Consider the following 15,672-nt stretch of genomic DNA (forward strand, 5'->3'; position numbering starts at 1 on the left):
CTGAATACAGAAGGGCTTGGACAGGAACAACCGCACTACTACGGAACGTAACAATACCTAACGTCATGCATCACCCAAGCAAACACATAACACATTGACAATTATATATATTTTACGCATCAAAACGAAAAAACCAGCAATGCATAGTGCTCATGCACCAAACGCATTGCTGGTTAATCCAGACTAGCAAATACCTTCAGGGCTTATCCCTTAAAGGTAACAATCAGATCTTTCGCATCAAGCTGATCACCCGGAGCCACACAGACTTCGCTGATCTCGCCATCACGCTCGGCATGAACAGATGTTTCCATCTTCATTGCTTCAATAGAGACAAGCAGATCACCAGCTTTCACAGTCTGACCAGCCTTCACAGCCAGCGTGGAGATAACACCTGGTACTGGCGCACCCACCTGAAGTTCATTGTCTTCATCTACCTTACGGCGTGCAGGTGTGTTTGCAGCACTGTGCGTACGGTCGATAATGCGGATGTTCCGCGGCTGACCGTTCAGCTCAAAGAACACACGCTTTTCACCGTGCTCATCAGTTTCACCAATCGCAAGACAAGAGATAACCATTGTCTTACCCGGCTCCAGTTCGGCCATGATCTCATCACCGACCTTCAAGCCATAGAAGTAGGTTGGCGTTGGAAGCACACTGGTCGGGCCATACTTGTCCTGGGCCTTGGCAAATTCAGTGTAAACCTTCGGGTACATGAGCATGGAGGACAGTTCTTGCTCTGAGCCTTTGCGGCCAAGAATACCTGTCAGCTCATTACGCTTCGCATCCATGTCCTCAGCTTCAAGCAAGGATCCCGGACGAACCGTGATTGGCTCTTGTCCCTTCAGAACTTTCTTCTGCAGCTCAACAGGCCAGCCACCCGGAGGAATACCCAGGTCACCGTGCATCATGTTGACGACAGATTCAGGGAAGGAAACTTCCTTGTTCGGATCGATAACATCTTCAGGTGTAATGCCTTGAGAGACCATCATCACCGCCATGTCACCAACAACCTTGGAACTTGGCGTCACCTTCACGATGTCACCGAACATCATGTTTACGTCCGCATAAGCCTTCGCCACTTCGTGCCAACGCATTTCAAGACCAAGCGAACGCGCCTGTTCTTTCAGGTTGGTGAACTGGCCACCTGGCATCTCGTGCAGATAAACCTCAGAAGCTCCAAAGCGCAGATCACTCTCAAACGCACGATACTGAGTACGAACTGCTTCCCAATAGAAGGAAATCTGCTGGATACGGTCTGTGTCCAGACCACTGTCGCGAGAAGTTCCCTTCAGAGCTTCAACAACAGAGCCCATACACGGCTGAGATGTCAGACCTGATAGGGAATCCATCGCCAGATCAACAATATCAGCACCACTCCCAACAGCTGCCAAAACTGTAGAGGCTGCAATACCGGAGGTGTCGTGGGTGTGGAAGTGGATCGGAATATCGATCTCATCTTTCAGCGCTTTAATCAGAACCTTCGCAGCCTGCGGCTTCAACACACCGCCCATATCCTTAATACCAAGAATATGCGCACCTGCAGTTTCAAGCTCTTTCGCCAGATTGACGTAGTACTTCAGATCATACTTCGGACGTGCGCTGTTCAGAATGTCGCCAGTGTAGCAAAGCGCTGCTTCACACAGCTTGCCTTGTTCCTGAACCGCATCCAGAGACACACGCATGTTCTCAACCCAGTTGAGGCAATCAAACACACGGAAAACATCAACACCAGACTCTGCAGCCTGACGCACGAAATGCTGAACAACGTTATCTGGATAGTTTGCGTAACCCACACCGTTGGATCCGCGAAGCAACATCTGCATCAGCAAGTTAGGTGCTTTCTCGCGGACAAGACGCAGACGCTCCCACGGATCTTCTGTCAGGAAGCGCATGGACACATCAAAGGTCGCGCCACCCCAGCATTCCAGAGAGAACAGCTCAGGCAAACCCTGCGCATAGCTATCAGCAACCTGCGCCAAATCGTAGGTACGCATACGTGTAGCAAGCAAAGATTGGTGCGCATCACGCATCGTTGTGTCTGTAACAAGCACTTGCGGCTGAGCTTTTACCCACTTGGCAAACTCTTTAGGGCCAAGTTGTTCCAGCTTCTGACGCGTCCCGTCCATTACTGGCAACTTGAACTTCGGCGCCACAGGTGCCGGTGCATCAGCTGGTGGTTTCGGACGTCCCTTTGTTTCAGGGTGGCCGTTTACAGTGACATCAGCAATGTAGTTCAGCAGTTTCGTGGCACGGTCAGCTGTTTTAATGTTCTCAAACAGCTCAGGCGTGTCATCAATAAAGCGCGTTGTATAAGAATTGTTTTGGAAGGACGCATGCCCAATGATCCGCTCAAGGAAAATCAGGTTGGTCGCAACGCCGCGAATACGGAATTCGCGCAGTGCACGATCCATACGTGCGCATACTTCCTCTGGTGTTGGTGCCCAGGCAGTCACTTTCTCAAGCAGTGGATCATAGAAGCGGGTGATCACCGCACCGGCATAAGCCGTGCCACCATCAAGACGGATACCAAATCCGGTCGCACCACGATAAGCGCTCAGGCGACCATAATCTGGAATGAAGTTGTGCTCAGGATCTTCCGTCGTAATACGACACTGAAGCGCATGACCATTCAACTCAATCGCGTTCTGCTCCGGAACACCGGTAACCGTTTTATCACCAATGCGGCCGCCTTCTGCAATGCGGATCTGCGCGCGAACCACATCAATGCCGGTAACTTCTTCAGTAACGGTATGCTCAACCTGAATACGTGGGTTCACTTCAATGAAGTAAACTTTGCCGGTATCCGCATCCATCAGGAACTCAACGGTGCCCGCACCGCAATAATCCACTTCACGGCCAATCTTCAGGCCATACTCACAAAGCTCACGGCGTTTTTCTTCATCAAGATATGGCGCAGGCGCACGCTCAACCACTTTCTGGTGACGGCGCTGAATAGAACAATCGCGTTCAAACAGATGTACGAGACTGCCGTGCTGATCACCGAGGATCTGAACTTCAACGTGACGGGCGCGCTCAACAAGCTTCTCGAGGTAAACCTCATCCTTACCGAACGCAGCTCTCGCTTCACGTTTCGCTTCAACAACTTCGCGAAGAAGCGTCTCTTCATCACGAATAACGCGCATACCGCGGCCACCACCGCCCCATGATGCCTTGAGCATCACCGGATAGCCGATCTGCAAAGCAAGACGCTTCACTTCTTCCATATCTTCTGGAAGCGGATCCGTCGCAGGCATAACAGGAACGCCAGCTTTAATCGCCAGTTCACGCGCAGCTACTTTGTTACCCAAGCGGCGCATTGTATCAGGCGATGGGCCGATAAAGATAATGCCGCTCTCAGCGCATGCCTCAGCAAACTCTGGACTCTCGGAAAGGAAGCCATAACCCGGGTGGATTGCATCAACGCGTTGCTCTTTCGCTACACGAATAATCTCGTCGATAGACAAGTAGGCCTCAATTGGGCCCAGGCCTTTACCAACCTGATATGCTTCATCAGCCTTAAAGCGATGCAGAGCCAGCTTGTCTTCTTCGGCAAAGACAGCAACTGTCTGGAGACCAAGTTCATTCGCAGCTCGAAAAACTCGAATTGCAATCTCTGAGCGGTTAGCAACCAATATTCGTTGAATAGCCAAAGTTAGGTCCCCCAGTCTCTATGTATTTTGGGGCTTTATAGTCGAGCAAATCCCTCTATGGAAAGATTAATTTATAGTCACTTGAGCCATTACTATATTTAGCGGGTCACAAAACATTAAGAAAACGGGGAAATTCTAAGGAATTTATCGTACAATTGAGAAAAACTAAACACGTAAAAATATATACACACACACCTTAAATTTTGACTTCTCTAATATATCTCACGAAAAATTTTCTACTTTTACGACTAAAGGTGCAACTTTTATCCGATCGCTCATGTGCAAACAGCAGGATTCGCGATGCGAACCCTGCCGAGAGCATAGGTAGGTGTCATTTTGGCTTAACGAATTAAGCCCAGCCGGAAACCCTCGGCCACAGCATGTGTTCTGTTTGCAGCATGCAGTTTTCTGGCAGCGGAAGCCAGATACCAATCTGCTGTATGCTGAGAGATACTCAGGATCTGACTAATCTCCCAACTTGTCTTCCCTGCAGCAGACCATTTCAAGCATTCAAGTTCACGAGGGGTAAGGCGATGGCGGGGCCGACTGGTATTAGCACCAATCAATTCGCGCACCTTATTGCTCGAGTAAATGCCAACGAGATGAAGAACACTGATTTCGCGTTCATTCAGACGTACTTCCGGCCCACCAAAGATCAACATGCCTTGATAGCCTTGAAGGCCATGTACTGGCACGCAGACGCCGTCATACATTCCATAGTCACGCGCTTCGGACAGAACTTGCTGTGCAGCGGCAGTAATATTGCGATCACGAGCAACGCTTGACCATAAGAATGGACGACTTGCAGTGCGCGCCTTCGCAACAATCGGATCGTTTTGTACGTAATCACGGTCGAGATAACGTTGTTGCCACTCAGGGCGCCAACCACTCAACATAATTGACCCATCAAAGGATGCGCCAGCTTCGGGGATCGCAGCGAGACAGAAGCTTGTAAAGCCAAAAGACTGGCCAAGTTCAGCAATGCGCTTAGAAACACCTTCGGATGTTTCTTCATTATTAATAGATTCAACAAATTCTAGTGCAGCAGTCAACGGATTCATTTTATACACCCCTACATATTATGCCTCCAACAACCTTACTCTACGCAATATCCACTCAATATAGAAGGTGTATCTATCACCCATCTTCTATTCGAGGCTCATTGTTTTCATATTGGGAAAGAAATCTATTCAATTTAACTTCTATACCAATAGAATTACGTCCATATATATTGACATTGTTAAATTGCACTATGTCTTTTTCGAAAAGCTCTGAAGGAAAAACTTTAAACTTAAAGATCGAATTAGTATTTCTTTGAAAAAAGCTATTGTTAGGAGCAGGTTAATAAAACGTTAACCTTAGATTGCACACTCACCAATACGGATGCGTATGTAACATAGGAAAAATATTCCAGCAATTAGCAAGGTATCGCAGTTAGATTCCGTGTTTCTTTTCATTCTGCATAGATGCAAAAAACTTAACGATACAGCTGAGGGGAAAGCGGGGATAACTCCTCCCCGATGAAACTCACTGGTTAAAACAGAAGTGGCAACAAGCCTTATCTAACACTTATCCGCTGCATGTCTGGGGGCAATTAGAACTGGCAAAATTTATGCTAATACAAGACATTTACTAATGAAATCGGCTAGTAACAACGGCGAATGTGTTACACATAACTCGCACAACCTCAGGCTTCTTGTAACCATTTAACACGATGTAACCTATCCAAAACGGCATATACTGCACGTTATAGTCATGCATCTTATTCAGCGAAAGCAATACGCGGACGATAACGTATACGCAAAAAACCCTTTTATGCCGGTATGAAACTGAAACTTCATTCCAGCGCTCTTCATCAGCATTTTTCGTCTTTATTCATTCCAGAGCTTTACAGCGATTTTCTCTGCCATATAAATGCCACTTCATTAGGTGAGGCACCGCACGGGCATTTTCAGTATCCCAGCCAAAGAATTGGGTACCGAGATACGTTTGGCCACAGACTACGGAATTGCACTTCTAGATGAACAAGAACACGATGCACCGAACAACAAGATCACGGTCTGTCACTGCGATTTTGGGGCCAACGAACACTGGTAAGACCCATCTGGCTATCGAGCGGATGAGCGCGTACTCGTCTGGCCTCATCGGATTACCACTCCGTCTGTTGGCCAGAGAAGTCTACGGTCGCCTTGTAGAGAAGAAGGGACCCGATCTTGTCGCGCTGATTACAGGCGAAGAAAAGATCATCCCAAAGAACCCACGCTTCTGGGTCTCTACAGTCGAGGCAATGCCAAAAGATCTCGACGTGGATTTCGTCGCCATAGATGAAGTGCAGCTGGCTGGTGATCTGGAACGTGGCCATGTCTTCACAGACCGCATCCTGAATTTGCGCGGCAGAGAAGAAACTCTGCTGCTTGGCTCTTCGACAATCCGCCCCTTGCTTGAAAAGCTGATGCCGGGTCTGAATGTGATCACTCGTCCGCGCATGTCCATTTTGACATACGCTGGATCCAAGAAGATCACTCGCCTCCCGCGTCGCTCTGCAATCGTCGCATTCTCTTCCGATGAAGTGTACGCCATCGCAGAACTGGTTCGCCGTCAGCGCGGCGGTGCAGCAGTTGTCCTCGGCTCCCTTTCTCCACGAACGCGCAACGCACAAGTTGACCTGTTCCAAAACGGCGACGTTGACTGGCTCATTGCCACCGACGCTGTAGGTATGGGTCTCAATCTGGATGTGGACCACATCGCGTTTGCCGGACACCGCAAGTTTGATGGCTATCAGTACCGTCAATTGACTCCATCAGAGACTGGCCAGATCGCCGGACGAGCGGGTCGACACTTGCGAGATGGTACTTTTGGTGTAACGGGCCGGGTACCTGGTTTTGACGACGAACTTGTCTATCAGCTCGAATCTCACGAGTTTGAGCCCCTCAAAGTGCTGCAATGGCGCAACCCAAATCTCGATTTTTCCTCGATTCGCGCACTTTTGCGCAGTTTGGAGCATTCTCCGCGAGAAGAGGGCTTGACCAAAGCCCCTCCGGCGGAGGATATCGGTGTTCTCGAACTTGCTAATCGTGACAGGGACATTCTTTCCCTCGCGACGACGCAAGAAAGAGTTTCATTACTGTGGGATACCTGTCAGGTTCCAGACTATCGCAAGATAGCTCCGGCAAACCATGCAGATCTCGTAACAGGGATTTATTCCCATCTGATCCGGGATGGAGCCATTCCGGATGATTGGTTTAACAGTCAGATAAAACTGGCAGACAAAACCGATGGGGATATCGACACACTGGCGAACCGGATAGCACATATCCGTACGTGGACCTTTGTGGCAAACCGTGCCGACTGGCTGAACGACCCTGCTCATTGGCAGGAAGTGACGCGCGGCATAGAAGATCGATTATCAGATGCCCTTCACGAACGGCTTACACAGCGGTTTGTGGATCGGCGAACCAGCGTATTGATGCGACGTCTGAGAGAGAACAAAATGCTCGAAGCGGAGATCACCGCAACCGGAGATGTCCTTGTAGAAGGACAGCACATTGGCCAGCTTCACGGCTTCCGCTTTGCTCCGGATGCAACGGCAGAAGGACAGGAAGAAAAAGCTGTCCGTGCTGCGGCCCAAAAAGCACTAGCTAGCGAGATTGAAAACCGTGCAGAACGGTTATCTCGCGCGCCCAACGAAGAGTTCATCCTCTCCGCAGACGGCACATTAAGATGGCAGGGTGAATCTATCGCCCGCCTGATAGCTGGTGAACAGACCCTGCGCCCATCCCTGATCATTCTTGCTGATGAGCAGTTGACGGGACCTGCACGTGATATGGTGCAGGAGCGCCTTGATCTATGGATCAAGACACACATCGAAACACTCCTGAAGCCACTTTTCGACCTGGAACAGGGCGAAGAGATTGAAGGCATCGCTCGTGGCGTGGCATACCGCCTGACCGAGAGCCTTGGCATCCTTGAGCGTCAGGAAATTTCTGATGACATTCGTCAGCTTGACCAGCAGATGCGCGGTTCACTCCGCAAGCTTGGTGTTCGCTTTGGCGCCTATCACATCTATGTCCCTGCTCTTCTGAAACCAGCACCAAGCCAGTTGCTCGCGCAGCTCTGGGCGCTGAAAGAAGGCAAAGGCGAGATCAAAGGCCTGACTGAACTCCCTCAGCTGTCCGCATCTGGCCGTACATCCGTTCCTGTAGATCCGGAGATCGAAGGCGCACTGTATCGCGTCGTAGGCTTCCGCGTTTGTGGTCCACGTGCTGTACGCGTCGATATTCTGGAGCGCCTGGCAGACATTATCCGTCCGCTGGTAGCCTGGAAACCTCTGGAAGAAGGCGTTGAGCCACCAGAAGGTGCTTTGCCAGAAGGCGGCGCATTCACCGTCACTGTTTCCATGACCTCCCTGCTCGGTTGTGCAGGCGAAGACTTCACAAACATCCTGAAGTCTCTCGGTTACCGTTTGGAAACACGCGAAGAACAGCGCCCTGTCGCCAAGAAACCTGAAGCTCCAGTTGAAGCACCAGAAAGTGCGGAAGCTGAGCAGAGTGAAGGCGAAACTGTAGCACCGGTAGCAGAAGAAACTGCAGCCGAAGAGACCCCAGCTGAACCAGTAGAAGAAGCAGCACCAGCTGAAACTTCTGAAGAAGAAGCTGCCGAGCCAGAGATGGAAACAGTTACTGTTGAAATCTGGCGCCCGGGTCGTTTCGGTGGACGCCGCAACAACAACGAACGTCAGCGCAATACACGCGGTGGCAACGAACGTCGTGGCGGTCCTCGCAGCAACAACGCTCAGCAGCGTCGCAATCCTGGTAAGCCTGGTGGTAAAGGCCGTGGCTTTAACAAAGACCAGAACCGCGGCCAGCAAGGTAAGCCTGCTCCACGCAAAGACAAGCCGTTGGATCCGGATTCCCCGTTTGCAGCGCTGATGTCCTTAAAACAGAACTTGGAAAAGGGCGACAAATAGTCGCCCCTTCGGGCTAACTGATATGGCAACACCAGAAGCACAAGAGTCTCTTCGCATCGACAAATGGCTCTGGTATGCCCGCATAACAAAATCTCGGACACTGGCACAAAAGCTGGCAGTGTCCGGGCATGTTAGATTGAACAAAGATAAGATTGCGGCAGCCAAAATAGCTGTAAAGCCCGGTGATGTACTGACCATCTCAATGCCGCGACGTCTTTTGATCCTTAAAGTGTTAAAACTAGGCACCCGGCGAGGTCCTGCCCCTGAAGCACAGTTGCTTTATGAGGACATGTCTCCCCCTCCACCGCCCAAGGAAACACAGGTCCAGGTCGCTAAGCGCGAGGCCGGTGCAGGACGTCCAACTAAACGAGATCGACGCCAAATCGCCCGGATTCGGGGCTTCAACGAAATTGATCCTTTTTAGCGACCACTTTAGGCAAATTTTGCCCCAATATTGCAATCTCTTCGCCTATGACAGCGCTTGCACTACCCACTGAAAACCGGTAGCAAAGAGCACAAGTTTAAAGGACGAGAAAATCGTCAGGGCCACGAGAGCCCGTGCCATTTGTCTTCAGACAAATTTGCAGCGCCAGAGACTAAGAGGATTGCGATGACATACGTCGTCACAGACAATTGCATCAAATGCAAATACACCGACTGTGTTGAAGTTTGCCCGGTCGATTGCTTTTACGAAGGCGAGAATATGCTCGTCATTCATCCAGACGAATGTATCGATTGCGGTGTATGTGAACCGGAATGTCCAGCAGATGCAATTCTCCCAGATACTGAGCCAGGCTTGGAAAAGTGGGTTGAGCTTAATGCTGAGTACGCAGAGAAGTGGCCGAATCTGACCGTCAAGAAAGATCAGCTTCCAGAAGCTGCTGAATTTGACGGTGTTGCAGAAAAACTCGAAAAGTATTTCTCTGATAAGCCAGGCACTGGTGACTAGAGCGCGTTCCGTTTGATTGGCTTCAATCAAGCGACAAAAATTCGCTCAACGAAAGATATTAGATTACGATGCGTGAATGTAAATGAGCGCAGCGTGTTCTAGAGTACCAAAAGTTTAGAGCTACCAAATATTTATTATTTGCCAGACAGTATCCGCGGATGTCTTAATTCCTCTCTTGCTTGAGAGAGGTTGGAAATCCGTGGATAATGTGCTATACAGTTTTTTACAGTCATTTGGCAGTCTGGTTGCACCCTCCCCATTCGGAGGTTTTTTTATGGTCGCAGTTCCACTGAAGTGCGCACAATAATTTACTCCAGCATTCGCCGAAGTAGCCACAACATAGAATTCGACTGATCACATTTGAACGCGGAACCAATTGATGCGAGAAGTAGCTTTCCGCATACATTGGACTTTTCACGTTTTTCCAAAGAGAAAGATGCGGCGAACGCGCTGCATCTAGGTTGGTTGCGTCTCCCAGACAGCAAACAACCACTGCGCAGGAGAAGTATAGCGTATGGCCACACCCGCAAAAAAGACCGCGCAGCGTCAGGGGTTTAAAACAGGTGAGCACATCATTTATCCATCTCACGGCGTTGGATTGATTACTGCAATTGAAGAGCAGACCGTAGCTGGATACTCTCTTGAACTCCTCGTAATTGACTTCGAACAGGATAAGATGACGCTCCGTGTTCCAGTTGCAAAAATTGCTTCTGTTGGAATGCGTAAACTGTCTGACGCATCTACCGTAAAGAAATCTCTTGAGACCATCGCAGGTAAACCTCGCGTGAAGCGTACCATGTGGAGTCGCCGCGCACAGGAATACGAAGCAAAGATCAACTCTGGCGATCTCATTTCAACCGCTGAAGTTGTTCGTGACCTTTATCGCTCTGATTCTCAGCCTGAACAGTCTTACTCCGAACGTCAGCTTTACGAAGCCGCATTAGACCGTATGGCACGTGAAATCGCAGCTGTTCAGAAACAGACTGACACAGAAGCAATCAGACAGATCGAAGGCGTTCTTTCCACGTCTCCAGGTCGTGCTGCCAAAGTTGCACCAGCAACTGATGGTGAAGGCGGAGGTCAGGAAGAGGCAGCTTAATCAGCCTCTCCTAATCTAACTGATTAAAAGAAAGCCCTGCTCCAAGCGGGGTTTTCTTTTTTTGTTAAAGATCCAAATGAACTTCAGCGCCGTATCTCAGTTAAATCGAGGGAGGCGTAAATGGCATATTATGAAAGAGATCAGAGTGTCGGCCCTCTTGCCCGTTTAGCAAGAAAAGCCCCGTATCTGTCAAAAGAAGAAGAATACAAGCTTTTGGAAGGCTGGATTGTAAAAGGTGACCACAGATCACTCGATAAGTTGTCCCTATCTCACTCCCGCTTGGTCATCGCGCAAGCACTTCGTTTCAAGTCATACGGTGTCCCGCTCTCTGATTTAATTCAAGAAGGCCACATCGGTCTCATGGAAGCGGCCAACAGGTTTCAGCTCTCTAAAGACGTCCGTTTCGCCACCTATGCATCTTGGTGGATCAAATCATTCATTCAGGACTACGTGCTCCGCAACCAATCAATTGTTCGCGGAGGAACCTCATCTCGTCAGAAAATGTTGTTTTTCGGCTTCAAGCGCTTGCGAGCAGAACTCTCAAGCAAGAACCCAGATCTGAATGAAGAACAGCTGCATCAGCGTATCTCTGAAAAGACAGGAGCAAAACTGAGAGACATCAGAATGATGTCTTCCAGACTAAGCCGGAGTGATACATCCCTCAATGCCAGCCTGAAAGGCAGCGAAACAAACCTTCAGTTACAAGATACCCTTGCAGCTGACGAGCCTCTTCCAGATGAGCTTGTCGAGGTGCATTTAGACCAGGAGCGCGCAAAGCACCGCCTATCCAATGCAATCAAAACACTGCTGCCACGTGAGCAAAGGGTCATTAAAGACCGTAAACTCGCAGATGAGAGCGTTACGTTGGAAGCACTTGGTAAGAAACTCGGCGTCTCAAAAGAGCGCGTTCGACAAATTGAATCGCGCGCAATGCAAAAATTGAAAGATGCCCTTGTGCACTCGGATGGTTATGACGCCAGCAGCTCATAAAATACATCGTTAAAAACTGATGTGAATTACCTAGCCCTGCTTAAAAACGGGCTACTTCAATCAGTGATGACTTTGAGCAACTCACCTGGCTTGAAGCGTTGGTTCGCCTTAACCTGGTTGAGGATCGTGAACAGTTCCAAACGACGCGACGGCTCAATACCGCTCATACCAACAGCAAGCTTACGAGCTGTCTCGCCACCCTTAGCCTGAATGATCTTAACTCGAAGCGGGTTAAGCCGAGCTTGCTCCGTTGGGCTCAGCTGTCGGAAGCTACCGAGCGATTTTTCAAAATCGCGAGTAAATACAGCCGTTGGCGAGCGATTTGCGAAAATAAACCGATAACCAGTTAATCCGATACGAACCACACCAATGCGGAAAGACCAACCGTCTGTAATTGCAGAGCCAATAACGGCTGGCAGACCATTGATCGTGGTCGGACGCACACTGTTATCAATCAGACCGTTGATCCAGCCAGATAACATATAATCGGTTAAACTCGCATATCCCGTCAAATCAGCGCCATCAAAACGCATCGCTGTACCGGAGTTATTACTTGCCAAAACAGCCTCAGCAGAGTTCTCAAGCACAAACCCCTTTGGAACACTGAAGGAAATGCCAAGACCTTTGTGAAGGAACTGCCGCGCACGAACATATCCTTCCAGAGGATCATCACCAAACAACATGCCATCCAAACTGGTCAGATAGTCTTCACGACCATTCAGACCAATCCCCGGCGCACCAATCTGCCGTGCACTACGAACAGCGCGTTGAATACGATCAGGCGTGTTCGGATGAGAAGAAAGAAAGTCTGGCGCAGAACTACTTTGCCCACCAAGCTGCTGATAGCGCGCAAATTGCCCCATCGTGTTCAGGAAGCGCGCTGCGGCGTAAGGGTCATACCCAGCACCAGCAAGTGTTCTCACACCCACATCATCGGCTTCAAGCTCTTGCTCCTGAGAAAAGCGCGCGAACTGAACCTGCTTTTCCTTGACTGCGGCATCAATGGTCTGCTGATCTTTGCCGATATTGGTCATCACTTTGGTGACGAACTCAGCCTCTTCAGCCTGACGTTGGCGCTTGATCGCATGGCGTGCTGTCACATGTGCCATTTCGTGAGCAAGCACAGCAGCAAGCTCTGACGTATCATTGGCAAGCGCCAACAACCCACGCGTCACATAAAGATAACCACCAGGAAGAGCAAAGGCATTGACTGCAGGGCTGTTGAGCAAAGTGATACGGTAGTGCGCTTCTGGGTCTTCTGAAGCTGCAACAAGGCCACCAACAACACGCGCAATAGCTGCTTCAGCCTTACCATCCTTATAGACACCGCCATAAGTCGCGACGACACGCGGATGCTCTCTCGCCCCAACGTCGCTTCCAAGCCCAGTTCGCAAGCTACCTGGTTTTTGAGCGCCTTGATTGGCAGAGCCGGTCAGCTGACACGCAACAAGAGCTACGGTCACTGCAGATATCACTAGCATTCTCAGGCTTGTCTGAAGTCCAGACAATGCACTACTCAAAGTCATTCGCGTTTCCGGCTCTTTGCCTTAGTCCAGAAGCTCCAACTGCGCTGGGTGCTTTAGCTCTATTAATGGTCCTTGGTTCAGTTGCATAACGCCCCTGAGGCGAACTCGCTTACCTTTCATCACTGAAAGATCATGCCCGAACTCCGAAAAATCCGCCAGCGTTCCCCTTTGAATAATCCCGGTTAAATCCTCTGTCCAGCGCTCACCAAAATTCAAGTATGTTTTGGATCGTGTTTGCCCAAGAGAAATCAGCTCGGCTTCCACAATTCCGTAATGACCGATTTGCTCGTAGCTAATTGACTTATAATCATTAATTACATTTTTAATGACCCATAATCCAACATTTTTCTCGCGAGCCACACTCTCCAAATTAATAAGGAATTTCAAGCAATTGAAAGCTCTTAATTGTGGCCTAACAATGGCCATTCCGGCTTTGACCAGTCTGACTGACAAATCACCCAATTCAGGATCGAGCAGAATCGCAGGGCGGCGTCCCCACCGATCCTTTTGCGCCTTCAACGCTTTTATCCTGACTTCCCGTTCCTCAAAAAAGTCATCAATCAACAACAGGCCCTGCTCTGGCACTGTTAAATCTGCGAGATAATAAAACTCACCATCACTCGCGGCAAACCTCAAAGGATTTGCGAGAACCTCATTCATCCTGATAGTCGGCAAACTCTCATCAAGAAACAAACCCTCATCACACGGCACCGCTAACACGGCTCCCATATGGCCCAACAACAAGTAGAAAAGTGCAACAGATCGCCTAAACACAACAACCCACCCGCAAAGTCATAATTGGGAATTATATCAGGTCAACGCAGCCAGAACGCCCCCGAGAACTCTCAGAGAGCAAACACAGAAGATACCCAGTGAGCAAATTCTCTTGTTTGAACTGATACCTAGCTTGTTCACAGAGAAGCAATCTATCTCGCCTACAGCCAAGTTTCATGATATTTGAGAACCCGCTGCATCTTCAACGGATGACAACATCTTATGCGTATAGATCCGGTTTCCGGATAACACACGCCTAAGGCCCCGTAGCTCAGCTGGATAGAGCGGCCGCCTCCTAAGCGGCAGGTCAGTGGTTCGAATCCACTCGGGGTCACCATTCCTACAAACTATAATAACTCAGCATGACAAACCAATGATACGGGAACAGGCCTCTTTCTCGTTTCTCACGCACGATTAATTCTTTGATTTTCTTGAACCTAAGACTGTATATAGAAACAAAGTTTTAATCAGTCTTTGCGGTATCTGTGATCACTCTTGTTCCTCAGATACTTAGCATTAAACGCCGGCACATATCCAATGACTGCAAAGTACTTCTGGCGAAGAGCATTCGCGTACCTAATAGATCTGTTTATCCTAGGCTTTGTCATCACTGCAATTATCGTCGCATATAACAGTGTATTTTCTACGCGTTTTCTCGCGCCAGAACTTCTCAAGACAACTGCCTGCGCGCCTCAATTTGGTATGATCTCACAGGAGCTTATGGATGAGATCCTTCCACTGGAGCCAGGCCATCAGCACCAACAAGTTCTCTGTAAGCAGACAAACATGTTTGCAAGTAGCTTCCACATAACGGCGCTCCAAAAATTCTGGAAAGAAGGCAATACTACACGTTCTGTGTCGGTCAACTACTATTCTGACGAACACGGCAATCAAAGAACATACCTGCCGTCAGAGCCGTTTTTCTATTTACTCGCCCCTTTTATATTTGCGTTGTTTCTTGCAAAAATGGGTCAAACCCCAGGAAAACGTCTATTTAAGCTGACTGTATATAATGCCTCTCTTCAGAAGCCTGATCTAAAGTCAGCGTTAAAGCGTGAGTATTTTAAAGCAGCAGTTCTCATCATCACAGCCTTGTTTGGGCTTTACTCGCTTTATCAGATCATCACACTAGATTTGGTAGAAGCAGGAAAACAAGCTCAGGAACTACTTCAAAACCTCGAACAAGGAAATTTCTGGCTTTGGATCATAGGCGGCGTTGTATTTAGCCTCGCTGCCTTCTGGTTTGAGTTTGGCTCATTCATACGATGGAGAGGCCGCACTTATTGGGATCAACTCGCACATCTTACGACGAGTAAGACAGAAGATCTGGAAATGAGAAAGGCCGAAGCAGACAAGGTCATCACCGACATGTAAACGGCCAATTGGATGGTGAGTTATCATGACGTCACCATCCAAACTTAAAGCTTGAAGCAGTTCTTTCATTTGCATTTAGCTAATTGAGCTCACCATTGAGGCAGCTAAAACTGCACATGGAGGGTAAGCCATGAACTATATATCCAATGTGCTTAAACGGTGCGGAGATAACCTTCGGAACTGGTTTTACAATTGGATGGCCTGGATCAGTCGGCAGAAGAAATAAGAGCACAAAGCCTCTCTGATCCTCCCATACATATACTAAGAATGGGAAGCTGCACCTCTGCTTCCCACCTTCCCAGCTGCGCAAAATCAGAAGAACTCATCGCCCGGATTGCTCAACG

10 protein-coding genes and 1 tRNA gene are annotated in these 15,672 nt (G+C 49.1%); 7 read left to right on the plus strand and 4 right to left on the minus strand.

The annotated features are described in order from the left end of the window. Positions 1 to 203: 203 nt before the first annotated feature. Both pyc and PsAD26_RS27390 read right to left on the minus strand, forming a co-directional pair. Positions 204 to 3,650 carry a pyruvate carboxylase gene (gene pyc, locus PsAD26_RS27385; protein ID WP_063312931.1) on the minus strand — a complete coding sequence of 1,149 codons (3,447 nt, stop codon included), beginning with the start codon at positions 3,648 to 3,650 and terminating at the stop codon, positions 204 to 206. Positions 3,651 to 3,991: 341 nt separating this feature from the next. Further along, positions 3,992 to 4,711 (minus strand): LuxR family transcriptional regulator, encoded by a 720-nt coding sequence (locus PsAD26_RS27390; protein ID WP_057461895.1) that lies wholly within the window; start codon positions 4,709 to 4,711, stop codon positions 3,992 to 3,994. Positions 4,712 to 5,670: 959 nt separating this feature from the next. Here PsAD26_RS27390 and PsAD26_RS27395 point away from each other — a divergent pair. The 5 genes from PsAD26_RS27395 (at position 5,671) to PsAD26_RS27415 (ending at position 11,654) form a co-directional block, all read left to right on the plus strand. Continuing rightward, on the plus strand, positions 5,671 to 8,616 hold the full coding sequence (locus PsAD26_RS27395; protein ID WP_063312932.1) for a helicase-related protein: 2,946 nt from the start codon (positions 5,671 to 5,673) through the stop codon (positions 8,614 to 8,616). A gap of 22 nt (positions 8,617 to 8,638) precedes the next feature. Then, positions 8,639 to 9,040, plus strand: a complete 402-nt coding sequence (locus PsAD26_RS27400; protein ID WP_063312933.1) for an RNA-binding S4 domain-containing protein — start codon at positions 8,639 to 8,641, stop codon at positions 9,038 to 9,040. 186 nt (positions 9,041 to 9,226) lie between these two features. Continuing rightward, positions 9,227 to 9,565: a ferredoxin FdxA gene (gene fdxA / locus PsAD26_RS27405; protein ID WP_057461898.1), complete on the plus strand. Its 339-nt coding sequence runs from the start codon at positions 9,227 to 9,229 to the stop codon at positions 9,563 to 9,565. Positions 9,566 to 10,079: 514 nt separating this feature from the next. Beyond that, the gene (locus PsAD26_RS27410) at positions 10,080 to 10,664 is read left to right on the plus strand and encodes a CarD family transcriptional regulator (protein ID WP_057461899.1); all 585 of its coding nucleotides are present in this window, start codon (positions 10,080 to 10,082) and stop codon (positions 10,662 to 10,664) included. A gap of 120 nt (positions 10,665 to 10,784) precedes the next feature. Beyond that, the gene (locus PsAD26_RS27415; protein WP_063312934.1) at positions 10,785 to 11,654 is read left to right on the plus strand and encodes an RNA polymerase factor sigma-32; all 870 of its coding nucleotides are present in this window, start codon (positions 10,785 to 10,787) and stop codon (positions 11,652 to 11,654) included. Between the two features lie 56 nt (positions 11,655 to 11,710). Here PsAD26_RS27415 and PsAD26_RS27420 read toward each other — a convergent pair whose 3' ends face one another. Both PsAD26_RS27420 and PsAD26_RS27425 read right to left on the minus strand, forming a co-directional pair. Further along, positions 11,711 to 13,117: a M48 family metalloprotease gene (locus PsAD26_RS27420; RefSeq protein WP_082827061.1), complete on the minus strand. Its 1,407-nt coding sequence runs from the start codon at positions 13,115 to 13,117 to the stop codon at positions 11,711 to 11,713. 84 nt (positions 13,118 to 13,201) lie between these two features. Then, complete coding sequence (locus tag PsAD26_RS27425) at positions 13,202 to 13,954, minus strand: thermonuclease family protein (RefSeq protein WP_208985902.1); 753 nt, start codon at positions 13,952 to 13,954, stop codon at positions 13,202 to 13,204. A 260-nt stretch (positions 13,955 to 14,214) separates the two neighbouring features. Here PsAD26_RS27425 and PsAD26_RS27430 point away from each other — a divergent pair. Together PsAD26_RS27430 and PsAD26_RS27435 are read left to right on the plus strand one after the other, a co-directional pair. Beyond that, positions 14,215 to 14,291: transfer RNA gene (locus PsAD26_RS27430), tRNA-Arg, on the plus strand. A 200-nt stretch (positions 14,292 to 14,491) separates the two neighbouring features. After that, positions 14,492 to 15,328 carry an RDD family protein gene (locus tag PsAD26_RS27435; protein ID WP_063312935.1) on the plus strand — a complete coding sequence of 279 codons (837 nt, stop codon included), beginning with the start codon at positions 14,492 to 14,494 and terminating at the stop codon, positions 15,326 to 15,328. Positions 15,329 to 15,672 lie beyond the last annotated feature (344 nt).

It is taken from the genome of Pseudovibrio sp. Ad26, assembly GCF_001623285.1.
Lineage (GTDB): Bacteria > Pseudomonadota > Alphaproteobacteria > Rhizobiales > Stappiaceae > Pseudovibrio > Pseudovibrio ascidiaceicola.